The sequence below is a fragment of the Aeromonas bivalvium genome, from assembly GCF_046078285.1.
Classification (GTDB): domain Bacteria; phylum Pseudomonadota; class Gammaproteobacteria; order Enterobacterales; family Aeromonadaceae; genus Aeromonas; species Aeromonas bivalvium.
This window is the reverse complement of sequence record NZ_JBGXBV010000004.1, coordinates 207,969-229,753: the sequence shown is the minus strand read 5'-3', so window position 1 is coordinate 229,753 and position 21,785 is coordinate 207,969. Positions and strand designations below refer to the sequence as shown.

The window sequence follows — 21,785 nt, the reverse complement described above, 5'->3', positions numbered from 1 at the left end:
CCCAATCCGGCCAGCAGCGACAATGACAACCAAAGGGCGCCACCGTGCGCCCTTTTCCTTGGCCAAAAAAGGGGGATTTCGGTGACAATCTCATGACGAAACACGTCATAACTCCGTTATTTTTCTCACTTTTTAATCAAGTGGCCCCAACTGTTTCCCATCGGCACGACACCGACAAGTTCAATAAAATATTTTTATCCATATAGTGAGAAAATTGATTTTGCACTCTGTAAAAGCCTGATGATACTTGCCCGCAAAGGTCAAACTAACCAGAACAAGAGCACTATGAGCTTCGAATCAGACAAGCGTTTCAACGACTTCAAACATTTTCCCCGTGGCCTGCGTCGCAGTGGTGAATTCACCGTCGCCGAAGCAGACAGTCTGGAAAAATACGGCACCGCCATGCTGGCCATCTATCAGGGCAACCTGGCCCCCCGGGACGAGGTGGAGACCGCCTTTGCCGAGCAGCTCAAGGCCGGTGAGGCCGGCAGCAACCCCCACGCCAAGGTGTGGTTCAAATACCTCAAGGTGATTGGTCCCAAGCGGGTGCATCGTCTGTGCACCGTCGCCGGCGGCGCCAGTGACGATGCCGGCGGCAGCTTCGACGGCGGCGGTGGCAGTGCGGGTGGCGGTGACGAGTCCCTCGACTGATGGATACCGAACTGCTGCGCACCTTCATCGAAGTCAGCAAGACCCGTCACTTCGGCCGCGCCGCCGAGAATCTCTATCTGACCCAGTCGGCGGTGAGCTTTCGCATCCGCCAGCTCGAGCAGCAACTCGGGGTCAGCCTGTTTGCCCGCCATCGCAACAACATCAGGCTGACCGCCTCCGGTGAGCGTCTGCTCCCTTACGCCGACGCCATCTTGCACACCCTGGGCCGCGCCAAGCAGGACGTGGCCCTCTCCCCCGGCTTCAGCCAGCAACTCGCCATCGGCGCCCCTCCCGTGTTCTGGGAGCTGGATTTCAACGACTGGCTCAATCACGTCTATGCCCTGGCACCGGGCCTGGCGGTACGGCTCGAGACCGCCTCTCGCGAGCACCTCTGCCGCCAGCTGCTGGAGCGCTCCCTGGACTTGGCCCTGCTCTCCGAGCCGACCAAGATCGACGAGATAGCCCTGCACCCCATCGGCGAGCTGGTGTTCGAGCTGGTAAGCCGGGACCCGGCCGCCAATGCCGACAGCCTGATGCAGATGCCTCATATCCATCTCGACTGGGGCACCAGCTTCGAGCCTCAGCCGAGCCGGTTGCAGAGCCTGCAGAAGACCCCGGTGCTGCACTCGAGCTCCGCCAGCATGGCGCTGCAATTCGTGCTGGCCAACGGCGGCGCCGCCTACCTGCCAAGGCGCATGCTGACCCCCTTCCTGGAACAGGGTCGCCTGCATCTGGTGGAAGGAGGACAGCCCCTGCGCCGTCCGCTCTACCTCGCCTATCTGGAGAAATCCGATCGCCGGGAGCTGATCGATCAGCTGCTCACCCTGCCCCTGGGCTGGGACGGCGCCGAGCTCTACCTGCCAGCCCCACAGGGTTGACCTGTGCCAAAAAACAGCAGGGGCCCGCGGGCCCCTGCTGTTTTTTATGTCGGCTCACCGGCCCTCAGCCGTAGTGGCGCCTGTCGTTGGCCTGGGCCAGCAGCAGACGGCTCTCTTTCAGGAACTGATCCGCATGGGGACCGAAGAAGTCGGACACCTGGCGAAACGCGGCGATGAAGCCTACCCTGTCCCCCTGCTCCAGCAGATGGAGCCCCTCGCCAAAGCGCTCGAAGTAGCGGCGCACCATGGCCAGATTCTGGGGTGAGGAGAGGATGATGTCGGCATAAAGCTCGGGATCCTGGGCAAACAGCCGCCCCACCATGGCCAGCTCCAGCCGGTAAATCGGCGAGCTTAGATTAAGCAGCCGCTCCAGATCCGCTCCCTCCCGGGAGAGGTGCCAACCGTAGGCGAAGGTGGCGAAGTGGCGCAGCGCCTGAATGAGGGTCATGGCCTCGTCGTGAGCCTTGGCCTCCACCTGCTGCAGGCGGGCGCCCCAGATGGTCATCTGATCCAGCAGCCACTGGCTGGCGGCGCCGTCACGGCCCTGGCAGCAGACGATCACCTGCTTGGCCAGGCTCGCCACGTCCGGCCCGAACATGGGGTGCAGCCCCAGCACAGGCCCTTTGTGTACCGCCAGCATGTGCTCGAGCGGCGCCGCTTTCACGCTGGTCACATCCACCAGCAGGCAATCCGCAGGCAGCTTGCCAAGCCGGTCGATCACCTGGCAGGTGACGTCGATGGGCACGGCCACCATCACCAGCCCCGCATCGGCCAGGATGTCGTCGGCCCTGGGCCAGTCGGCCTGCTCCAGAGTCTCGACCCGATAGCCCGAGAGGCTGAACAGGTTGCCGAACAGACGGCCAAGCTGACCCTGGCCCCCTATGATCACCACCTTGCCCAGATCCGGCTTCATGCACTTGAAGTGGTGTTCCTTGTCGCTGGTCGATTCGAGGATATAGGATTCGCGCATCACCCGGCGCAACACGTCCTCGATGAGATCCCCGGGCACCCCGAGGCGCTCGGCTTCTTCCCGGCGGCGGGCCAGCATGCTCGCCTCCCGATCCGGTGCATAGATGGGCAGACCGTGGCGGCTCTTCACCTCGCCCACTTCCCCCACCAGGGCCAGACGGGCGGCCAGCAGATCGAGCAACTGCTTGTCCACCGCATCTATCTTGTCCCTGAGGGCGTTCAACTCTTGTGCCATATCCAGTCCCTGCCGGCGCCGCCAGCAAGCGACGCCATGTGAATCAATACGTTGTGACAAGATACCACGGCTTAACGCCCAGTTCTGCCCTTGAGCGGCGCCGCCAGCTGGCTGTGGCAGCGGGCCAGCAGCGCATCCGTGGTCTCCCAGTCGATGCAGGCATCAGTGATGGAGACGCCGTAGCGCATGTCGCACTTGGGCTGCTCGCTGGACTGGTTGCCTTCAAACAGGTTGGATTCGAGCATTACCCCTATGATGGAGCGGTTGCCCTCCTGGATCTGGTGGATGACGTTGTCCGCCACCTTGGGTTGCAGACGGTGATCCTTGCTGGAGTTGCCGTGGCTGCAATCCACCACCAGGCCGGGCAGCAGACCCGCCTTTTCCAGCGCCTCTTCCGCCAGGGACACATTGACCGAGTCGTAGTTCGGGTGCTTGCCGCCGCGCAGGATCACGTGACCATCCGGGTTGCCCTGGGTCTGCAACAGCGCGACCTGGCCCTGCTGGTTGATCCCCATGAAGGCGTGGGGGCTGGAGGCCGCCTGCAGCGCATTGATGGCGGTGCCCAGGTTGCCGTCGGTGCCGTTCTTGAAGCCCACCGGCATGGAGAGGCCGGAGGCCATCTCCCTGTGGGTCTGGGATTCGGTGGTGCGGGCGCCGATGGCCGACCAGGAGAAGAGCTCAGCCAGGTATTGGGGGCTGATGGGATCCAGCGCCTCGGTCGCCAGCGGCAACTCCAGCTCGGCGAGCCAGCAGAGCAGCTCCCGGGCGCGGTGCAGTCCCAGCTCCACGTCGAAGGTGCCATCCAGGTTCGGGTCGTTGATAAAGCCTTTCCAGCCGACCGTGGTGCGCGGCTTCTCAAAGTAGACCCGCATGACAATGTAGAGAGAGTCCTGATAGGCGTCATGCAGCGCTTTGAGTCTGGTTGCGTACTCTTTGGCGGCGTCCATGTCGTGGATGGAGCAAGGACCACAGATCACCAGCAGGCGGTGATCGCGACGATGGATGATGTCGGCTATGGTATTGCGGGCCCCTTGCACGAATGCCAGCGCACGATCGGAGATGGGCAGTTTCTCCTTGAGCTGGGCAGGCGTGATCATCACTTGTTCGGACTGGATATGGATGTTGTTCAGGGGATCTCTTTGCATCTTCTCTTTCTCTCTACTGTATTAAAGCCAACAGCACCAATCGTTCATTTTTATTTACACGAGTCAGTACTTCGTTACGCAACCGCCCCCACCTTACCAAGGAAAAACAAACAATCAAGTGAAAACAGCGTCTTCACACGCTATCAGATGGATAAATGACCAAGCATGCTGGTGTTCACCACCAGAATGTAGCGGTTGGCAGGGCCAAAATAGCACCATTTCGTAAACAAATAATTACACCCTCCACCTTCAACCTCATCCCTCTCTCCCCCAGCCCCCTCCGGGTGGCGACCCCGGGCACAAAAAAGCGGGGCACCTGGCCCCGCTTGCACTCCCGTGTTGCTCTTCTTTTATTATTTGCCGTGGGCCTTGATGACCTCCACCGCCTTGTCCGGGAAGTCGCTGAACACGCCGTCCACATCCGCCTGATAGAGGAAGATGTTGAGCAGGTCGGTGAAATCCTTGGCATAGGCCGGGATCTGACCCTCGTCCTGGCGGAAGGTATAAGGATGCACCTTGAGGCCGGCGGCGTGGGCTTCCTTCACCATGGCGGTGATGACAGGCTTGCCCTGGGTACCCGGCTCGGTCACCACCATGGGCTTCCAGGGGCCAATCCCCTCGGCATAGCTGGCGATGGTCTTCATGGCACCCGGCTTGAACATCCAGTCGTAGTCATAGGGGGTCGCCTGGCCCTTGGCGTCGTAGACCATGGTCTCGTGCCAGTCGGTTTCGGCCATCAGCTGCACCAGTTTCAGATCCATCCCCATGGCTGGCATCAGCTCGGTGTCGATGCGCTTGAGCTCATCGGCGTCGAAGCTCTGCAGGTAGATCTTGCTCTCTTTACTGGTGTAGCCGTATTGCTTGAGCACGGTCAGCACCGCCTTGGAGATGTCCTTGCCTTCGTGGCGGAACAGCCAGGGGGCTTTTATCTCCGGGTAGATGCCGATGTGCTTTCCGGTGCTCTTGTTGAGCCCCTGGATCATCTCTATCTCTTCCTGGAAGGTGTGGATGCGAAAATCCGACTGCCACAGGGGGAAGCGGGCCGGATAGACGGGCACCTGCTTGCCGTCCACCAGCTGGAACGGCTCCGTCATGCGCAGGGAGCGCACCTCGGCCAGGGTGAAGTCCACCACATAGTAACGACCATCGGCACGGGCCCGACCGGGGAAGCGCGTCGCCACGTCCGTGATGCCATCGAGGAAGTGATCGTGCATCACCACCAGCTGGTCATCCTTGGTCATCACCAGATCCTGCTCCAGATAGTCGACGCCCATGCCATAGGCCAGGGCCTTGGATGCCAGGGTGTGCTCGGGCAGGTAGCCGGAGGCGCCGCGGTGGGCGATCACAATCTTGCCTTCATCGGCGGCCAGGGCAGGCACAGAGAGAGCGGCGCCGAGGGAGAGGGCAAGCAGGGGGATGGCAAATGATTTCATCTTGGATGCTCTTGTTGTTTTGAAGGGTCGGTCAGACCGCCAGCCCCGGAGGTAGACGGGGGCTGGGGTAGATTCTTGTTATATGGGAAAAAGATGACGGGCAGATGATGACAGCCCAGGCAGCCACACTGCCGGGGATGAGGGGCATCCCCCTCATCCCCCTCGTCGTCACATGGCCTGGGGCAAGGCGTGATGATACTGTTCGAGCCAGGCTTGCAGCCGGGCCTGCTCGGCCGCGCTCAGGCACAGCCCCAGCTTGCTGCGGCGCCACAGTATGTCTTCCAGGCCGTGGGCCCATTCACACTCCAGCAGGTAGCGCACCTCGGATTCGTACAGACCGGCACCAAAGTGCTCGCCACGCTCCTGTTGCAGCCAGAGTCGGGCCTGGCTGCCGTAAGCCTCGCTGATGCGCTGGGCACTGCGCTCGTCCAGCCAGTCAAACTCGAGCCTGTAGGCCCGGGCCAGATCCTGGGTGCTGCAATCGAACTCGCCGCCGGGCAGCCGGCTGGTGGCGGTCCAGTCCTCTCCCATCTGGCTGAACCAGGGTTTGAGCTTGTGGCATGCCGCCTGGGCCAGCTTGCGGTAGGTGGTGAGCTTGCCGCCAAACACCGACAAAAGCGGTGCCCCGTCGGCGTCGCCGGAGAGTTCCAGGGTATAGTCCCGGGTCACCGCCTGGGGGGAATCGGACTCGTCATCGCACAGCGGTCGCACGCCCGAGTAGGTCCAGACCACGTCTTTGGGGGCTATCTTGCGGGTGAAGTGGGCATTGACCACGTTGCACAGATAGTTCACCTCCGCATCGCTGATGTGGGCATCCCGGGCGCTGCCCTTGTGCTCCACGTCAGTGGTGCCGATGAGGGAGTAATCCTGCTGGTAAGGGATGACGAAGACGATGCGATGATCCTCGTTTTGCAGTATGTAGGCCTCTTCGCGCTCGTGAATGCGCGGCACTATGATGTGGCTGCCCTTGATGAGGCGAATGCCGCGGGGGGATTTTTCGTGGATCCCCTCGTCATAGAAGGTCTTGACCCAGGGGCCCGCCGCGTTCACCAGTCCCTTGCAGGTGACGGTGAAGCGCTCTCCCCCTTCCCGCTCCAGGGTCAGGGTCCACTGCTTGTCGCCACGCTCTGCCTTGACGCAGCGGGTACGGGTCTGCACATGGGCCCCCTTGCTGCGGGCCATCATGGCATTGAGTACCACCAGACGGGCGTCGTCGACCCAGGCATCCGAATACTCGAATCCCTTGTCGATCCCGGCAACCAGGCCATCCTGGGGCAGGAGGCGCACGCCACAGCTGCCCTTGAGCTTGTCGCGCTTGGCCAGGTTGTCATAGAGGAAGAGGCCGGCGCGGATCATCCAGGCCGGGCGCAGGTGCGGGCGATGGGGCAGGCGAAAACGCATGGGGCGGGCGATGTGCGGCGCCATGGCGAGCAGCACTTCCCGCTCAGCCAGGGCCTCTTTCACCAGCCTGAACTCGTAATGCTCGAGATAGCGCAGGCCACCGTGGATCAGCTTGCTGGAGTTGGACGAGGTCGCCGAGGCGAGATCATGAGCCTCGAACAGACCGACTTTCAGGCCACGACCCGCCGCATCGGCCGCGATGCCGACCCCATTGATGCCGCCACCGACGACGACCAGATCATAATGTTCGCTCATGTTCACCTACTTTCTTATTTTTGCGTTCGCCAACGTGGCAATGTTTGATTTCGCTCATATTAGAGCATTAAAAAGCGATAAACGAACATTTCATGAAGAAAGTGTGATCGAGATAGAGGACGTCGTCGAAAAAGGCGCCTCTGCCCCGCCCTCCCTGCCAGTCCCACTGGCGCGGCAAGGTCGTGTGCTCTGTATTGGCATGGGGCCATGACGGCAGGATGGCGGCTTGATGACAGTTACCGGGATGAAGGCCGAGACCCGGCGCGGGGTGGAAGGAAGGTAGCGAAGCATCAGGCCGCCGAGGGGCGGCCAAAGGGAAGCCGAGGGACGTCAGTAAGAAGGGGACACCGGCGTCATCAGCAGATATGGCAGGCGATCTGGTGCTGGGCCATGATGCGCATCAGCTTCTCGGGGGGGGACTGGTCGGTGAACAGGGCGTGGACCTGATTGAGGTGGCCCAGGTTGACCATGGCGTTGCGGCCAAACTTGGTATGGTCGGCGGCCAGAAACACCTGACGGGAGTGGGCGATGATGGCCTGGGCTATCTTCACCTCGTGATAGTCGAAATCGAGCAGGGAGCCGTCGCCATCGATGCCGGAGATGCCGATGACGCCATAGTCCATGCGAAACTGGCCGATGAAGTCCCGGGTCGCCTCGCCGACGATGCCGCCATCCCGGTTGCGGATCTCGCCACCGGCGATGATGACGGTGAAGTCATCCTTGGCGGTCAGAATGCTGGCGACGTTGAGGTTGTTGGTGACGATGCGCAGCTCCCTGTGGTCCAGCAGGGCCCGGGCGATAGCCTCCGTGGTGGTGCCGATGTCGATGAAGAGCGACGAGCCGTCGGGAATGTTGGCGGCCACTTCCCGGGCGATACGCTCCTTCTCCTTGAGCTGCATCACCTTGCGGGCACTGTAGGCGGTATTGACGGTACTCGAATGCAATGAGGCACCGCCATGATGGCGCCGTATCTTGTTCTGCTCGGCGAGATCGTTCAGATCCCGGCGAATGGTCTGGGGGCTGACGTCGAAATGACTCACCAGATCTTCCGTCGAGACAAATCCCTGCCGCGTCAGGACGTCCAATATCTCCAGATGTCGTTGGGTTTGCTTCACGTGTGTACTCCGATGATGAAACAAAAAAAGGCCCCGGCAGATGCGGGGCCTTTTGGAGTTTACCTTATCCCCTTTCGGATCAATAAGGTCAGGATCACGTTTTATGCCTTATTGGCGGCCGCCTTGGCTGCCACTGCGATGTTTTCGTGCTTGAGGGTCATGGCCAGCAGCACGATGGAGAGCACGCAGGAAACGGTCAATACCAGGAAGCCACCGTCCCAGCCGAAGTGGTCGACCGTGTAGCCCAGCATGGCGTTGGCCGCCACGGCGCCGCCCAGGTAACCGAACAGGCCGGTGAAGCCTGCCGCGGTACCGGCCGCCTTCTTGGGCGCCAGCTCCAGGGCGTAAAGACCGATCAGCATGACGGGGCCGTAGATGAGGAAGCCGATGGCAATCAGGGCCATCATGTCCACGGTCGGGTTGCCTGCCGGGTTGAACCAGTAGACCAGCACTGAGAGGGTCACCAGCACCATGAACAGGATACCGGCCGGGGCACGGCGACCCTGGAACAGCTTGTCCGAGATCCAGCCGCACAGCAGGGTGCCCGGGATACCCGCCCACTCATAGAGGAAGTAGGCCCAGGAGGAGTGATCCACGCTGAAGTCCTTGGCCTCTTTCAGATAGGTCGGGGCCCAGTCCAGCACGCCGTAGCGAATGAGGTAGACGAAGGCGTTGGCGATGGCGATGTACCACAGCAGCTTGTTGCGAAACACGTACTTCATGAAGATCTCCTTGGCGGAGAACTCCTGCTCGTGGCTTTCGTTGTAATCCTTGGGGTAATCGTCCTTGTACTCCTCGATGGGAGGCAGGCCGACCGATTGCGGGGTATCGCGCATCACGAAGAAGATGATCACCGCAATGGCAGCGGCCGCCGCCGCCGGCACATAGAAGGCGCTGCGCCAGTCGTTGAACCAGCCCATGCCGAGGATGAACAGCGGGCCTATCATGCCGCCACCCACGTTGTGGGCCACGTTCCAGACCGAGACGATCTCGCCCCGCTCCTTTTGTGACCACCAGTGCACCATGGTGCGACCGCAGGGGGGCCAACCCATGCCCTGCACCCAGCCGTTGAGGAACAAGAGCACGAACATGATGGCAATGCTGGAGGTCGCCCAGTGCATGGTGCCCATCATGAACATGATGCCGGCCGAGAGCAGCAGACCGGCGGAGAGGAAGTAACGGGCATTGGATCGGTCGGAGACGTTGCCCATCAGGAACTTGGAGAGGCCATAGGCGATGGAGACCCCGGACAGGGCCAGGCCCAGATCGCCACGGGAGAAGCCCTGCTCCACCAGATAGGGCATGGCCAGACTGAAGTTCTTGCGCACCAGGTAGTAACCGGCGTAGCCGAGGAAGATCCCGAAAAACATCTGCCAGCGCATGCGCTTGTAGAAGGGGTCCACCTTGTCGGCCGGCAGGCGCTCGATGTGGGGCGCGGGCCTGAACAAACTAAGCATCTTAGTGTCCTTGTCTTGTTGTTATGGGGTTGAGGAAGTTATCCGGTCCAGGATGCACGATCAGAACAACCTGATTCGTAAGCGAGCCTATTATGCGCATTTTGGAACATTCAATCTGTGATGAAACCGAAAATATTACAGTTTTATTACAGTTGATGGGCACAAATGAGCAGAAAGTCGGCGGAACGACAGGCGGCAATGGCGCGGCCTACAGGCTAACCACTAAGAGGTAAACCACTTTGACAACACCGTCTTTCGTCACATTTTCTTAGCAATGAATGGGATCTTGTCCACATTTCCCAACAGAGGGGTGTGGCGAACAGAGGAGAAAGGTTTATTTTCTCTTTCGTCCGACAACGAGCGCAAACGAGCATAACGTTTGCGCAGGTTCAAAAAACAACAAGTACGGTGTCGAGACCAAGTGGACTGAAAACATGGAATATCAAAACCTGTCTGTGGGTGGATAAAAAGGAATCTAACGGTATGAGCATACAAAGACCCAATACCCTGCTCGGCGAGTGCCTCGCCGAATTTATCGGCACCGGCCTGCTGATCTTCTTCGGCGTCGGTTGCGTGGCGGCCCTGGTGCTGGCCGGCGCCAACTTCGGCCAGTGGGAAATCTCCATCACCTGGGGCATGGGGGTGGCCATCGCCATCTATGTGACCGGCGGCATATCAGGCGCTCACCTGAACCCGGCGGTCACCCTGGCGCTGATGACCTTCTGCGGCTTCGACAAGCGCAAGGTGGTGCCCTTCATCATCGCCCAGATAGCGGGCGCCTTCGCCTCCGCCGCTCTGGTCTACTTCCTCTACGCCAACCTGTTCACCCAGTGGGAACTGACCCATGGCGTGGTGCGCGGCAGCGTCGAGAGCCTCGGCACCGCCGGCATCTTCTCCACCTACCCCAATGCCCTGCTCAGCAACATGCAGGCGTTCGCGGTCGAGCTGGTGATCACCGCCGTGCTGATGCTGGGCATCATGGCCCTGGGGGATGCGAACAATGGCGGCCCCAAAGGCTTCGCCGCCGCCCTGCTCATCGGCATCCTGATCGCGGTGATCGGCGCCTCCCTCGGCCCCTTGACCGGCTTTGCCATGAACCCGGCCCGTGATTTCGGTCCCAAATTGTTCGCCTTCTTCGCAGGCTGGGGCGACATGGCCCTGACCGGCGGTCGCGACAACCCCTACTTCTGGGTACCCATCCTCGGCCCCATCGTTGGCGCCCAGCTCGGTACCGCCCTGTATGTGAAAGTGCTGGCTCCCTGCGTGCCGGGCAACCGCGTCGCGACCACCGACGCCGCCAAGCTGTCTAACAAAGAAGAGGCCGCCGCCTAAGAGCGGTCCCATCCAAACCTGGAGAACATCATGTCAACTGAACAACAAAAGTACGTCGTCGCCCTGGACCAAGGCACCACCTCTTCGCGCGCCATCGTCTTCGATCAGGATGCCAACATAGTGGCCGTCTCCCAGCGCGAATTTACCCAGCACTACCCGAAAGCGGGCTGGGTCGAGCACGACCCCATGGAGATCTGGGCGACCCAGTCCTCCGTGTTCACCGAGGTGCTGGCCAAGAGCGGCCTGCACAGCGACCAGATCGCCGCCATCGGCATCACCAACCAGCGTGAAACCACAGTGGTGTGGGAGAAAGCCACCGGCAAGCCCATCTACAACGCCATCGTCTGGCAGTGCCGCCGCACCGCGGCCATCTGTGAAGAGCTCAAGGCCCGTGGCCTGGAAGAGTACGTGCGCGAAAACACCGGCCTGGTGGTCGATGCCTACTTCTCCGGCACCAAGGTGAAGTGGATCCTGGACAACGTGGAAGGGGCACGGGAGCAGGCCATGAACGGCGAGCTGCTGTTTGGCACCGTCGACACCTGGTTGCTGTGGAAGATGACCAACGGCGAGGTGCACGTCACCGACCCCACCAATGCCTCGCGCACCATGCTCTACAACATCCGCGATCTGAAGTGGGATCAGCGCATGCTGGACGAGCTGGGCATCCCCGCCTCCATGCTGCCCGAGGTCAAGCCCTCCTCCGAGGTCTATGGCTACACCACCCGTGGCGGCGGCGCCCGCATCCCCATCGCCGGCATCGCCGGTGACCAGCAGGCGGCCCTGTTCGGCCAGCTCTGTTTCGAGAAGGGCATGGCCAAGAACACCTACGGCACCGGCTGCTTCCTGCTGATGAACACAGGCACAGAGCCGGTTCGCTCCAGCAACGGTCTGCTGACCACGATCGCGGTCGGTCCCAAGGGTGACGTCAACTACGCCCTGGAAGGGGCCGTCTTCATGGGCGGCGCCACCGTGCAGTGGCTGCGCGACGAGATGAAGCTCATTCACGATGCCCGCGACACCGACTACTTCGCCACCAAGGTGGGCGACACCAATGGCGTCTACCTGGTACCGGCCTTCGTCGGCCTGGGCGCCCCCTACTGGGATCCCTATGCTCGCGGCACCATGGTCGGCCTGACCCGTGGCACCAACCGCAACCACGTGATCCGCGCGGCGCTGGAATCCATCGCCTACCAGAGCCGTGACGTGCTGGACGCCATGCAGCAGGATTCCGGCATCAAGCTGGCAGCCCTGAAGGTGGACGGCGGCGCCGTGGCCAACGACTTCCTGATGCAGTTCCAGTCCGACATGATGCGCACCCCTGTGGTACGCCCGACCCGGATCGAGACCACCGCCATGGGCGCCGCCTTCCTGGCCGGCCTCGCCGTCGGCTTCTGGAAGAGCGCCGACGAGCTCAAGGACAAGTTCAGCGTGGACCGCGAGTTCACCCCCCAGATGGACAGCGCCTGTCGCGATCGCCTCTATGGCGGTTGGCAGAAGGCCGTGCAGCGCTCCTTGCGCTGGGCGCAAGAGGAGTGATGGGGCGACCTGTCCCATCCGTCAGATAGACAAGAGGCCGACAGGGATGTCGGCCTCTTTCATTGGCGCTCGCAAGCACCTCGCCCCTCCCCTTCGTCAGGAAAGGCATCCACTCTCTCCCTTCTGGCAAAGAGGGGTCGGCAGAGGGTGCAGCGCCCCGCCCACCACCTACAAAGCCTCGGCGCCGAGCTGCTCTTTGAGGAAATCGAGCCAGACCCGCAGCCGTATGTCCCGCTGGGCATCGGAGTAGAAGACCCCGTTGATGGGGCGCGAGGCGCCGCTGTTGCTGCGGGCCAGCACTTCCACCAGGGCGCCGCTCGCCCTGTCCTCCCCCGTCATGAAATCCGACAGGCAGACGATCCCCTGCCCACGCAGCGCCAGCTGGCGCAGGGTTTCGCCGCTGCTGGCCCGCAGGGTCGGGGTGATGGGGAATCTGTCCCCCTGCTCGGCACTCAAGAGCGGCCAGTGGTTGAGGTGATCGGGGTGCAAAAAACCGAGCAGCTCGTGGCCCGCCAGCAAGTCAGCCGGCTGGCGCGGGGTGCCGCGCTCGCTCAGGTAAGCGGGGGATGCCAGCAGGCGCAGCCTGGAGCGGCCAAGGGGCAGGGCCCGCAGGGAGGAGTCGCTCAGCTCGCCGATGCGAATGGCCATGTCCACCCGCCGCTCCATCAGGTTGATGAAACCCTCGGAGCTGTGCAGTTGCAGCTCTATGCCGGGGTAGCGGCGGCGAAACTCACCGATGATGGGCACCAGCCGGTGCAGGATGAAAGGGGTGGCGGCATCGACCCTCAACACCCCTTCGGGTTGTTCCCGGCGCATCAGCAGCAGCCCTTCCGCCTCGCTCATCTCGCTCAAAATCTTCACCGCCCGCTGATAGTACCAGCTCCCCTCCTCGGTCAGGCTGACCCGCCTCGTGGTGCGGTTGAGCAGCAGGGTGGCGAGCTTCTCTTCGAGGCGTTTGATGCCGCGACTCACCACAGAGTTGTCCATGCCAAGGTTCTCCGCCGCCTGGCGAAAGCTGCCCGCCTCCACCACGGCCACGAACAGGGTCAGTTCATCGGAATGGGTCTTCATTGTTGTCATCCTGGCAAGAGTCATGGGGCTTTATAGGCGCAATGGCCCTGGGTTGGCAAGGCAGACAGGGGGCCACATTCTTGATTTCCACAGACAAACAACGTGATGGCCAGCTCACACCGCCAACCCGCCTTGCCGATACAATGCCACCCAGAAGGCACCGTATGGCGCCACACCATCGCAAGGATAAACATCATGAACTTTGAAGAGCGGTTGGCGGCAGCCCACCAGGAGCTGGAAAGCAAAGGCGTGTGGCACGCCAACTACAACCCGCCCCTGTGCAGACTGCTACGCAGGCTGGGCCTGCGACTCAGACCGCCCCACCATGAACGCTTTCTGGTCAACCTGCTTGCTTTTGGCCTGCCAACAGGTGCCATCTGGGGGGTGTTGATGTGGTACCTCGGCTGGCAGCATGAGGTAAGTCCGGCCTTCGCCCTGCGCCAGAGTCTGCTGTTTGGCATAGGGCTCGGTCTGCTGATGGCGACCTGGCTCTGGTTTCGGCGCAAGCAGCTCAAGCTGACCCCCTGGGACGCCTTGGTGCACTCCACGAGCCGCCCCCAGCAAGACTGACAACCGACATAACCACCGACATGGACAAGGAGACCCTCATGACCAGGGCCCATGAAAAACTGAACTATGTGGAGTTTGCGGCAAAGGATCTTGCCGCCACCCAGGCCTTCTTCACCGCCGCCTTTGGCTGGCAGTTCGCGGACTACGGCCCCGACTATTGCGCCTTCGAAGGGGAAGGGCTGGATGGCGGCTTCTACCGCGCAGATATGTGCAGTCACAGCCATCATGGGGGCGCCCTGCTGGTGTTCTACAGCGCCGATATAGCGGCAACCCAGGCCAAGGTGCAGCACCATGGCGGCATCATCAACCGCCCGCTATTCGACTTCCCCGGCGGCCGGCGCTTCCACTTTGTCGAGCCCAGCGGCAACGAATTTGCGGTCTGGTCCGAACCGGCCAGCGCCTGATAATACTCTGCCCTCCCCTTGGTCCACCTGCACCACGACCAGCCATGGGGAGGCCACATTGCTGCACTCACCTCAATAGTGTTTTGCGACTGCTGCCCTGTTTCCCCCAGTCTGGGGTGGGCATACTGACTCCCGTCTTAACGAGGAGGTTCAGATGTCATCCCCCGTGATTGTGATTGCCCAGCTTGACGCCAAACCCGAATTCGCCGCCGAGTGTCGCGCCGCCCTCGAGCCGCTGATCGCCGCTACCCTGCAAGAGCCGGGGTGCCTTCGCTACCAGTTGCACCAGAGCCTGGAGAGCCCCCATGGCTGGATGCTGTACGAGGAGTGGGAGAGTGAATCAGCCCTGCTCGCCCACCAGCAGCAGCCCCATTTTCTCTCCTTCGTGGCCAGCACCCGGGGCTGGTTTGCCAACACCAGCGTTCGCAGCTATCAACTAGCCTGAATCCAGCTGCGGCCTGCCCCTGCCCGCTCTGGATGCGGGATGCGGGATGGACCGACACAATATTGAGCGTAGAAACAATAACTTGAGGAATTTGATGATGAAGATGCCCAACCTGGGTCTTGGTACCTTTCGCCTGAAGGATCAGCCCCTGCGCGACTCCCTGCTGCAGGGGCTGGATCTCGGCTATCGCCATATCGATACCGCCCAGATCTATGACAACGAGGCCGAAGTGGGCCAACTGATGAGCGAAAGCGGCGTGCCCCGCCAGGATATCTACCTGACCACCAAGGTGTGGATCAGCGAGTTCGGCCCAGGCAAGGTGATCCCGAGCCTGGAGCTGAGCCTGGAAAAACTGCGCACCGACTACCTGGATCTGGCGCTCATTCACTGGCCCTCCCCTCAGGATGAGGTGCCGATGGCGGTCTATCTGGAGCAGCTGGCCGAGGCCAAGGCCCGGGGCCTGACCCGGGAGATAGGGGTTTCCAACTTTACCGTTGCCCAGCTCCAGCAGGCCATCGAGATCCTGGGGCCGGGCGCCATCGCCCACCAGCAGGTGGAGATCCACCCCCTGCTGCAAAACCGCAAGGTGGTTGAGTTCTGCCAGGAGCACGGCATCGCCATCACCGCCTATATGCCGCTGGCCTATGGCAAGGTGCTCGCCGAGCCGCTCCTGATGGAGATAGGCCAGCGCCACGGCGTCTCGGCGGCCCAGGTGTCGCTGGCCTGGCTGCTGGCCCAGGGCATGACGGTGATCCCGAGCTCCACCAAACGGCAGAATCTCGCCGCCAACCTGGCTGCGCTGAAGGTCAAACTCAGCCCCGAGGAGATGGCACAGATTGCCACCCTGGATCGAGGCGAGCGCTGTGCCAACCCGGACTTCGCACCGGCCTGGGATTGATCCCCCTCATCCCCAGCCCTTCTCCCGCCAGGGGAGAAGGGAGCAAACAGCAGTCCGGGATCTGTCTGTGACCCCAGCGGGAGGCATCATGCCTCCCGCTTCTTCTCGTCTTCCCCTCTCTCGCCATCACCATCACCATCGCCATCACAGGCATCTGGCACAGGACGCTATCCAGCCCTGCCGCCCGTGCTGCTCCCCCAGAGCCTTCCCTTGCCCCTTTATCCCTTGCCCGGTCTGTACGCTTTGCTGCTGATTTGGCAAAAGTAATTTGATGTTGCCGTCATTTTTGCCAACAAATCACATCGGCATACTGGCGCCATTCTCCCGTCGGGAGTCCCTATCCAAGGAGTTTGTATGCCACTGGCGTTATTTGCCCTCACCCTGAGTGCCTTTGCGATCGGCACCACCGAGTTTGTGATCGTGGGGCTCATCCCCACCATAGCCGAGCAGCTCAATGTCTCGCTCCCCTCGGCGGGCCTGCTGGTCAGCCTCTATGCCCTGGGGGTGGCCATAGGCGCGCCTGTGCTGACGGCGCTCACCGGCAAGCTGCCGCGCAAGTGGCTGCTGGTGGGACTGATGGCGCTCTTCACCGCCGGCAACCTGCTGGCCTGGCAGGCCCCCGGCTACGAGAGCCTGATCGTCGCCCGCATCCTCACCGGCCTGGCCCACGGGGTCTTCTTCTCGGTGGGTAGCACCATCGCCACGGGTCTGGTGGCCAAGGAGAAGGCGGCGAGCGCCATCGCCATCATGTTCAGCGGCCTCACGGTCGCCCTGGTGACCGGCGTGCCGCTCGGCACCTGGATTGGTCAGCAGTTCGGCTGGCGCGAGACCTTCCTGGTGGTGAGCGCACTCGGGGTCATCGCCATGGCAGGCAGCCTTCTGCTGATCCCAAGCAACCTGCCAAAAGGCGCGGCCTCCAGTATTCGTGAGCAGCTTTCTGTGCTGACCAAGAAGCCCCTGCTGATGGTCTATGCCAAGACCGCCCTGGGTTACGGCGGCGCCTTCACCGCCTTTACCTTCCTCGCCCCCATACTGCAGCAGGTGAGCGGTTTTGGTGCCAATGCGGTGAGCCTGATCCTGCTGGTGTACGGGGTATCGGTGGCCGTCGGCAATATCTGGGGCGGCAAGCTCGCGGACAAGATGGGCCCGCTGCCCGCCTTGAAGCTGATGTTTGGCGGTCTGGCGCTCATCCTGCTGATGCTCACCTTCACCGCGCCCCATCCGGTGCTGGCGGTGCTCACCGTGCTGGTGTGGGGTGCCTTCGCCTTTGGCAACGTGCCGGGATTGCAGGTGCTGGTGGTGAAGCAGGCCGAAATCCACACCCCCAATGCCGTGGATGTCGCCTCCGGCCTCAACATCGCCGCCTTCAACGTCGGCATAGCGCTGGGATCCGTGGTGGGTGGTTTCGTGGTGGATCACCTGGGTCTGATGCACACCCCCTGGATCGGGGCCCTCATCGTGCTGCTGGCCTATGGCCTCACCCACGTCAGCGAGAAGCGCGAGGCCAAACTGGCGCTGGCGGTTTAACCTCCCACAGACGAAGAGGCCGACACCCAGTGTCGGCCTTTTTCATTGGCAAAAAGTGCGGTTCAAGACTCCTTGAGATCCTCGTCGGCGGCCCAGCGCGCCTCCAGCCAGAGCAGATTGACCAGGCCGCACAGCAGCGCAAACCCCAGCCCCAGAATCCAGGTGAAATACCACATATCGAAGACTCCTTAATTCCCGTGTCAGTAAAGGCTATGGCCCTGCTGGCGCACCTGCTCGGTGCTCATTTTTCCCCGCGCCACCCAGTAGACCCAGAGCGTATAGCCGATGTTGATGGGCATCAGCACGGCGACTATGCCCAGCATGATAAGCAGCGTCCGCTCGCTGGAGGTGCCATCCCACAGGGTCAGGCTGCTCGACGGATCCAGGGAGGAGGGCAGCACGAAGGGGAAGAGCGCGATGGCCACGGTCAGCATCATGGCGGCGCAGGCACCGCCACTGGCGAGGATGGCCAGCCGCGTCCGACCCAGCTGGCTGGCCAGCGTGCTCAAGAGCGGCAGCGCGAGGCCAAAGGCCGGCACTGCCCAGAGCACGGGGTGTGCCACGAAGTTGCCAAACCAGCCATCCGGCGCCGTCACCACCTGCTTCATCAGGGGGGTCAGGGCGCCGTTGAGATCCCCTATCTCGGCTATCCGGTACCCGCGCATCTGGCTTAGCCAGAAACCGCCGAGGGCAAAGAGCATGCTCGCCAATGGGCCGAGCCAGCGGCTCTGGCGGGCGCAGCGCGCTGCTATCACCCCTTGGGTCTTGCACTGCAGGAAGCTGCAGCCATGGAGCATCAGCAGGGCCAGCGCCGTGCCCATGCAGGTCAACAGCAGCGGCCAGTTGAAGTCAAAGGCGCCGTAGTGGATGCGAAGGGCTGAGTCGAAGCGAAACGGCAGCCCCTGCAACAAGAAGCCGAGGGTCGCGCCAAACACCAGGGTCGGCAGCAGGGCCCCCATCACCAGGGCCCGGTCCCACCAGCGGCGCCACAGGGGATCCGGCAGCTTGCTGCGATAGTCAAACCCCACCGGGCGCAGGAAGAGGCCGAACAGCAGGAACATGAAGGGCACGTAGAGCGCCGAGAAGGAGGCGGCATAGACCAGGGGCCAGGCGGCGAACAGGGTACCGGCACCGGCGATGAGCCACACCTGGTTGCCCTCCCACACGGGCCCCACGCTGTTGAGCAGCACTCGCCGCTCCTCATCGGTGTTGGCCACCACGGGGAGCAGCATGCCGACCCCGAGATCGAAGCCATCCATCACCACGAAGCCGATGAGCAGGAAGAGCACCAGCCCCCACCAGATGAGTTTCAGGGTTTCGTAATCCATCAGACGGGACTCCCGTTTTTCAACACTTCACCTTGATAACGACCCGTCTGCAGGCTCGCGGGCCCTTTGCGGATCACGTGACGCAACAAGAACAGCTCCACCACCAGCAGCGTGCTGTAGATGAGGAAGATGGCGATCAGGCTGAACCAGAGTTGCCCAGGTTGCAGCAAGGAGACGGAGGCCGACACCGGCAGCACGTCGCTGATGGTCCAGGGCTGGCGGCCAAATTCGGCCACGAACCAGCCCGCCTCGATGGCAATCCAGGGCAGCGGTATGCTCCAGAACAGCGCCTTGAGCAGGCGGGGGGATTGCACCAGCTTGCCCCGGCACAGTTGCAGGAAGGCGGCACCAAAGAGCCCGAGCAGCACCACACCTATGCCCACCATCAGCCGGAAGCTCCAGAAGAGCGGCGCCACCTGGGGGATGGAGTCGTCGACCGCACGGGCGATGGCCCCTTCGTCCGCCTTGCCGATATCGGCGGCGTAGGGGGTCAGCAGCAGGCCGTAGCCGAGATCCGCGCGGTGGCGCTCGAAGGTGGCGCGGGCCTCGGCATTGCTGCCGTCTGAGCGCAGCGCCTCCAGGGCGTCGTGGGCCAGCATGCCGCTGCGAATGCGCACCTCGTGCTGCGCTTTCAGATCTTTCAAACCCGTCACCTGCTCATCCAGGGAGCGGGTTGCGATGATGCCCATCAGATAGGGTATCTTGACCGCGGCGTGAGTGGTCTCGGCGCGCTGATCCGGCAGGCCGAACAGGGTGAAGGAGGCAGGGGCGGGTTCGGTCTCCCACTCCGCCTCGATGGCGGCGAGCTTGACCTTCTGCACCTCGCCGGAGCGATAGCCCGACTCGTCCCCGAGCACGATGACCGAGAGGATGGCCGCCAGACCAAAGCCCGAGGCGATGGCAAAGGATCGCAGGGCGAAGCGCACCTCCATGCGACGCAGCAGATACCAGCTGCTCACCCCCATCACGAACAGGGAGGCGGCCACATAGCCCGCCGCCACCGTGTGGACGAACTTGACCTGGGCCACCGGGTTGAAGATCACCGCCCCTACGTCCACCAGCTCCATGCGCATCGTCATGGGGTTGAACTCGGCGCCGACCGGGTTTTGCATCCAGCCGTTGGCAATGAGGATCCAGAGCGCGGAGAGGTTGGAGCCAAGCGCCACCAGCATGGTCACCAGCAGGTGCTGACCCCGGGAGAGCTTGTCCCAGCCGAAGAAGAAGAGGCCCACCAATGTGGACTCCAGGAAGAAGGCCATCAGCCCCTCCACCGCCAGCGGGGTGCCGAAGATGTCGCCGACATAGTGGGAGTAGTAGGCCCAGTTGGTGCCGAACTGGAACTCCAACGTGATGCCGGTGGTGACCCCCATGACGAAGTTGATACCGAACAGCTTGCCCCAGAAGCGGGTGATGTCCTTGTAGATCACCTTGCCGGTCATCACGTAGGCCGACTCGGCGATCACCAGGATCCAGGACAGCCCCAGGGTGAGGGGCACAAACAGAAAGTGGAACATCGCCGTCGCGCCGAACTGTATTCGGGAGAGGCTGACCACATCATCCAGGCTTATCATGCATGACTCTCTATGTTGCATTTAACAGGCAGGTTTTCGCCGGTTAAGTACAACACGTGCCATGACACCTATAACAGATGCAGTTATAGTGAAATCCACCTATAACAGTTTAGGCCACCCCATGTCCCGTTACGGTCAGCTGGCTGCCTTGTTGCAGCAGCAGATAGAGAGCGGTCTCTGGCAGCCGGGGGAGCGCATCCCCTCCATCCGCCAGAGCTGCAAGACCCATCATTTGAGCCCCATGACGGTGCTCCAGGCCTATCAGCTGCTCGAGAGCCGCGGCCTCATCCTGGCGCGGCCCCAGTCCGGCTACTACGTCAAGGCCGCCACCTCCCCGCTGCCCGCCGGCACGGCCCAGCAGGCCCGCTACAGCGGCTCGGTGGACATCAACGATCTGGTGTTCGAGGTGTTGCAGGCGAGCAAGTCCCGGGAGCTGGTGCCGCTGGGGCTCGCGGTGGCGGATCCCGCCCTCTTCCCCCACCCCCAGCTCGGCCGGGCCCTGGCAAGCTGCATGCGCCGCCTCGACCCCTTCAGCACGGTGGCAGATCTGCCTCCCGGCAACGAGGCGCTGCGCCGCGCCATCGCCCAGCGTTACGCCAGCGAGGGGATGGCGGTGGATCCCCAGCAGATCATCATCACCACGGGCGCCATGGAGGCGCTCTCCTTAAGCTTGCAGGTGCTGACCGAGCCCGGGGACTGGGTGGTGGTGGAATCCCCCACCTTCTACGGCGCCCTGCAGGCCATAGAGCGGCTCAAGCTCAAGGTGGTGGAAATACCCGTGATCCCCGGGGTGGGCATCGATCTCGCCCTGCTGGAGGAGGCCCTCGCCCAGCGCCCCATCAAGGCGTGCTGGCTGATGGGCAACGTCCAGCACCCCCTCGGTCACACCATGCCGGATGGCCACAAGCAGGGACTGATGGCGTTGCTCAACGCCCATGAGGTGCCTCTGGTGGAGGACGACGTCTACGCCGAGCTCTACTTCGGGCGCGAGCGGCCAAGGCCCATCACCCATTGGGATGCCCGGGGCGACAGCCTGCTGTGCGGCTCCTGGACCAAGTGCCTGGCGCCGGGCTTTCGGGTCGGCTGGGTGGTGGCCGGATCCCATGCCGAGCGCATCCAGCGCCTGCAACTGATGTCGACCCTGTCCACCAATGTGCCGAGCCAGCTGGCGCTGGCCGACATGCTTCGCCAGGGCGGGGTGGATGCCCACTTTCGCCGCCTGCGCCACACCCTGGCCCAGCGCCAGCAGCAGATGCGGGCGGCCCTGCTGCGCCTCTTCCAGGACGAGGTGCATATCTCGACCCCGGACGGCGGCTACTTCCTCTGGCTGACATTCGACGCGTGCCTCGACAGTCGGGCCCTCTATGCCAGCGCCATCGAGCATGGCCTCTCCATCGCCCCCGGGGCACTTTTCTCGAGCCAGGGCCAGCACAACCACTGCCTGCGCCTCAACAGCTCCCACCCCTGGAGCCCGGCGCTGGAGGCGGCCCTTGCCGAGCTGGCGGCCCTGGTCCGGCAGCAACTCGCCCCCCAGCAGGATGCCGGAAACGACAAGGCCCCATGA

General features: G+C 62.6%; 21 protein-coding genes. 11 read left to right on the top strand and 10 right to left on the bottom strand.

Going from position 1 to position 21,785, the window contains the following annotated elements:
• The first annotated feature begins 285 nt into the window (after positions 1-285).
• Positions 286-651 carry a DUF413 domain-containing protein gene (gene maoP / locus ACEUCR_RS12095; protein WP_041996414.1) on the top strand — a complete coding sequence of 122 codons (366 nt, stop codon included), beginning with the start codon at positions 286-288 and terminating at the stop codon, positions 649-651.
• Positions 651-1,529, top strand: a complete 879-nt coding sequence (hdfR, locus tag ACEUCR_RS12090) for an HTH-type transcriptional regulator HdfR (RefSeq protein WP_041996411.1) — start codon at positions 651-653, stop codon at positions 1,527-1,529. The genes maoP and hdfR overlap by 1 nt, the downstream gene beginning before the upstream one ends.
• 64 nt (positions 1,530-1,593) lie before the next feature.
• Here hdfR and tyrA read toward each other — a convergent pair whose 3' ends face one another.
• The 4 genes from tyrA to glpD form a co-directional block, all read right to left on the bottom strand.
• Positions 1,594-2,733 carry a bifunctional chorismate mutase/prephenate dehydrogenase gene (gene tyrA / locus ACEUCR_RS12085; protein ID WP_408790408.1) on the bottom strand — a complete coding sequence of 380 codons (1,140 nt, stop codon included), beginning with the start codon at positions 2,731-2,733 and terminating at the stop codon, positions 1,594-1,596.
• Positions 2,734-2,804: 71 nt separating this feature from the next.
• Positions 2,805-3,878, bottom strand: a complete 1,074-nt coding sequence (locus ACEUCR_RS12080) for a 3-deoxy-7-phosphoheptulonate synthase (protein ID WP_041996407.1) — start codon at positions 3,876-3,878, stop codon at positions 2,805-2,807.
• A 353-nt stretch (positions 3,879-4,231) separates the two neighbouring features.
• Entirely contained in the window at positions 4,232-5,311 is a 1,080-nt protein-coding gene (glpQ, locus tag ACEUCR_RS12075) for a glycerophosphodiester phosphodiesterase (RefSeq protein WP_041996405.1), read from the bottom strand.
• Positions 5,312-5,479: 168 nt separating this feature from the next.
• Positions 5,480-6,967, bottom strand: coding sequence for a glycerol-3-phosphate dehydrogenase (glpD, locus tag ACEUCR_RS12070; RefSeq protein ID WP_408790405.1), 1,488 nt, complete (start codon positions 6,965-6,967; stop codon positions 5,480-5,482).
• Between glpD and ACEUCR_RS12065 the strand changes: the two genes are divergently transcribed.
• Positions 6,966-7,178: a hypothetical protein gene (locus ACEUCR_RS12065; protein ID WP_392444632.1), complete on the top strand. Its 213-nt coding sequence runs from the start codon at positions 6,966-6,968 to the stop codon at positions 7,176-7,178. The two genes, glpD and ACEUCR_RS12065, sit on opposite strands and share 2 nt — an antisense overlap.
• A 145-nt stretch (positions 7,179-7,323) precedes the next feature.
• Here the strand turns inward: ACEUCR_RS12065 and ACEUCR_RS12060 are convergent, their stop codons facing one another.
• Positions 7,324-8,082: a DeoR/GlpR family transcriptional regulator gene (locus ACEUCR_RS12060; protein WP_041996402.1), complete on the bottom strand. Its 759-nt coding sequence runs from the start codon at positions 8,080-8,082 to the stop codon at positions 7,324-7,326.
• Positions 8,083-8,183: 101 nt separating this feature from the next.
• Positions 8,184-9,539 carry a glycerol-3-phosphate transporter gene (glpT, locus tag ACEUCR_RS12055; protein ID WP_041996399.1) on the bottom strand — a complete coding sequence of 452 codons (1,356 nt, stop codon included), beginning with the start codon at positions 9,537-9,539 and terminating at the stop codon, positions 8,184-8,186.
• Positions 9,540-10,022: 483 nt separating this feature from the next.
• Between glpT and ACEUCR_RS12050 the strand changes: the two genes are divergently transcribed.
• Positions 10,023-10,871 carry an MIP/aquaporin family protein gene (locus ACEUCR_RS12050; protein ID WP_111872965.1) on the top strand — a complete coding sequence of 283 codons (849 nt, stop codon included), beginning with the start codon at positions 10,023-10,025 and terminating at the stop codon, positions 10,869-10,871.
• Positions 10,872-10,901: 30 nt separating this feature from the next.
• On the top strand, positions 10,902-12,407 hold the full coding sequence (glpK, locus tag ACEUCR_RS12045; protein ID WP_041996393.1) for a glycerol kinase GlpK: 1,506 nt from the start codon (positions 10,902-10,904) through the stop codon (positions 12,405-12,407).
• A gap of 168 nt (positions 12,408-12,575) precedes the next feature.
• Here glpK and ACEUCR_RS12040 read toward each other — a convergent pair whose 3' ends face one another.
• Positions 12,576-13,478 carry a LysR substrate-binding domain-containing protein gene (locus ACEUCR_RS12040; protein WP_408790401.1) on the bottom strand — a complete coding sequence of 301 codons (903 nt, stop codon included), beginning with the start codon at positions 13,476-13,478 and terminating at the stop codon, positions 12,576-12,578.
• 195 nt (positions 13,479-13,673) lie between these two features.
• Between ACEUCR_RS12040 and ACEUCR_RS12035 the strand changes: the two genes are divergently transcribed.
• The 5 genes from ACEUCR_RS12035 to ACEUCR_RS12015 all read left to right on the top strand — a co-directional run bounded on the left by ACEUCR_RS12035 (position 13,674) and on the right by ACEUCR_RS12015 (position 17,322).
• A complete protein-coding gene (locus ACEUCR_RS12035; protein WP_408790399.1) occupies positions 13,674-14,048 on the top strand; it encodes a DUF6404 family protein in 375 nt (124 codons plus the stop codon).
• Between the two features lie 38 nt (positions 14,049-14,086).
• A complete protein-coding gene (locus ACEUCR_RS12030) occupies positions 14,087-14,452 on the top strand; it encodes a VOC family protein (RefSeq protein ID WP_408790397.1) in 366 nt (121 codons plus the stop codon).
• Positions 14,453-14,606: 154 nt separating this feature from the next.
• On the top strand, positions 14,607-14,897 hold the full coding sequence (locus ACEUCR_RS12025) for a putative quinol monooxygenase (RefSeq protein ID WP_408790394.1): 291 nt from the start codon (positions 14,607-14,609) through the stop codon (positions 14,895-14,897).
• A 94-nt stretch (positions 14,898-14,991) separates the two neighbouring features.
• A complete protein-coding gene (gene dkgB / locus ACEUCR_RS12020) occupies positions 14,992-15,795 on the top strand; it encodes a 2,5-didehydrogluconate reductase DkgB (protein ID WP_408790391.1) in 804 nt (267 codons plus the stop codon).
• 354 nt (positions 15,796-16,149) lie between these two features.
• Positions 16,150-17,322 carry an MFS transporter gene (locus ACEUCR_RS12015; RefSeq protein WP_408790388.1) on the top strand — a complete coding sequence of 391 codons (1,173 nt, stop codon included), beginning with the start codon at positions 16,150-16,152 and terminating at the stop codon, positions 17,320-17,322.
• Positions 17,323-17,384: 62 nt separating this feature from the next.
• Here the strand turns inward: ACEUCR_RS12015 and cydX are convergent, their stop codons facing one another.
• From cydX to ACEUCR_RS12000, 3 genes are read right to left on the bottom strand one after another with little or no spacing between them, the layout of a single operon-like run.
• Entirely contained in the window at positions 17,385-17,498 is a 114-nt protein-coding gene (gene cydX / locus ACEUCR_RS12010; RefSeq protein WP_005310033.1) for a cytochrome bd-I oxidase subunit CydX, read from the bottom strand.
• Between the two features lie 24 nt (positions 17,499-17,522).
• A complete protein-coding gene (cydB, locus tag ACEUCR_RS12005) occupies positions 17,523-18,650 on the bottom strand; it encodes a cytochrome d ubiquinol oxidase subunit II (RefSeq protein ID WP_408790385.1) in 1,128 nt (375 codons plus the stop codon).
• Positions 18,650-20,221: a cytochrome ubiquinol oxidase subunit I gene (locus tag ACEUCR_RS12000; protein ID WP_408790383.1), complete on the bottom strand. Its 1,572-nt coding sequence runs from the start codon at positions 20,219-20,221 to the stop codon at positions 18,650-18,652. The genes cydB and ACEUCR_RS12000 overlap by 1 nt, the downstream gene beginning before the upstream one ends.
• A 121-nt stretch (positions 20,222-20,342) precedes the next feature.
• Between ACEUCR_RS12000 and ACEUCR_RS11995 the strand changes: the two genes are divergently transcribed.
• Positions 20,343-21,785 (top strand): aminotransferase-like domain-containing protein, encoded by a 1,443-nt coding sequence (locus tag ACEUCR_RS11995; protein ID WP_408790380.1) that lies wholly within the window; start codon positions 20,343-20,345, stop codon positions 21,783-21,785.

What these genes read in the sequence shown, in the direction of transcription:
- maoP (WP_041996414.1), top strand. Translation starts at nt 286, where the DNA reads ATGAGCTTCGAATCAGACAAGCGTTTCAACGACTTCAAACATTTTCCC.
- hdfR (WP_041996411.1), top strand. Translation starts at nt 651, where the DNA reads ATGGATACCGAACTGCTGCGCACCTTCATCGAAGTCAGCAAGACCCGT.
- tyrA (WP_408790408.1), bottom strand. Translation starts at nt 2,733, where the DNA reads ATGGCACAAGAGTTGAACGCCCTCAGGGACAAGATAGATGCGGTGGAC.
- ACEUCR_RS12080 (WP_041996407.1), bottom strand. Translation starts at nt 3,878, where the DNA reads ATGCAAAGAGATCCCCTGAACAACATCCATATCCAGTCCGAACAAGTG.
- glpQ (WP_041996405.1), bottom strand. Translation starts at nt 5,311, where the DNA reads ATGAAATCATTTGCCATCCCCCTGCTTGCCCTCTCCCTCGGCGCCGCT.
- ACEUCR_RS12065 (WP_392444632.1), top strand. Translation starts at nt 6,966, where the DNA reads ATGTTCACCTACTTTCTTATTTTTGCGTTCGCCAACGTGGCAATGTTT.
- glpD (WP_408790405.1), bottom strand. Translation starts at nt 6,967, where the DNA reads ATGAGCGAACATTATGATCTGGTCGTCGTCGGTGGCGGCATCAATGGG.
- glpT (WP_041996399.1), bottom strand. Translation starts at nt 9,539, where the DNA reads ATGCTTAGTTTGTTCAGGCCCGCGCCCCACATCGAGCGCCTGCCGGCC.
- ACEUCR_RS12050 (WP_111872965.1), top strand. Translation starts at nt 10,023, where the DNA reads ATGAGCATACAAAGACCCAATACCCTGCTCGGCGAGTGCCTCGCCGAA.
- glpK (WP_041996393.1), top strand. Translation starts at nt 10,902, where the DNA reads ATGTCAACTGAACAACAAAAGTACGTCGTCGCCCTGGACCAAGGCACC.
- ACEUCR_RS12040 (WP_408790401.1), bottom strand. Translation starts at nt 13,478, where the DNA reads ATGAAGACCCATTCCGATGAACTGACCCTGTTCGTGGCCGTGGTGGAG.
- ACEUCR_RS12035 (WP_408790399.1), top strand. Translation starts at nt 13,674, where the DNA reads ATGAACTTTGAAGAGCGGTTGGCGGCAGCCCACCAGGAGCTGGAAAGC.
- ACEUCR_RS12030 (WP_408790397.1), top strand. Translation starts at nt 14,087, where the DNA reads ATGACCAGGGCCCATGAAAAACTGAACTATGTGGAGTTTGCGGCAAAG.
- ACEUCR_RS12025 (WP_408790394.1), top strand. Translation starts at nt 14,607, where the DNA reads ATGTCATCCCCCGTGATTGTGATTGCCCAGCTTGACGCCAAACCCGAA.
- dkgB (WP_408790391.1), top strand. Translation starts at nt 14,992, where the DNA reads ATGATGAAGATGCCCAACCTGGGTCTTGGTACCTTTCGCCTGAAGGAT.
- ACEUCR_RS12015 (WP_408790388.1), top strand. Translation starts at nt 16,150, where the DNA reads ATGCCACTGGCGTTATTTGCCCTCACCCTGAGTGCCTTTGCGATCGGC.
- cydX (WP_005310033.1), bottom strand. Translation starts at nt 17,498, where the DNA reads ATGTGGTATTTCACCTGGATTCTGGGGCTGGGGTTTGCGCTGCTGTGC.
- cydB (WP_408790385.1), bottom strand. Translation starts at nt 18,650, where the DNA reads ATGGATTACGAAACCCTGAAACTCATCTGGTGGGGGCTGGTGCTCTTC.
- ACEUCR_RS12000 (WP_408790383.1), bottom strand. Translation starts at nt 20,221, where the DNA reads ATGATAAGCCTGGATGATGTGGTCAGCCTCTCCCGAATACAGTTCGGC.
- ACEUCR_RS11995 (WP_408790380.1), top strand. Translation starts at nt 20,343, where the DNA reads ATGTCCCGTTACGGTCAGCTGGCTGCCTTGTTGCAGCAGCAGATAGAG.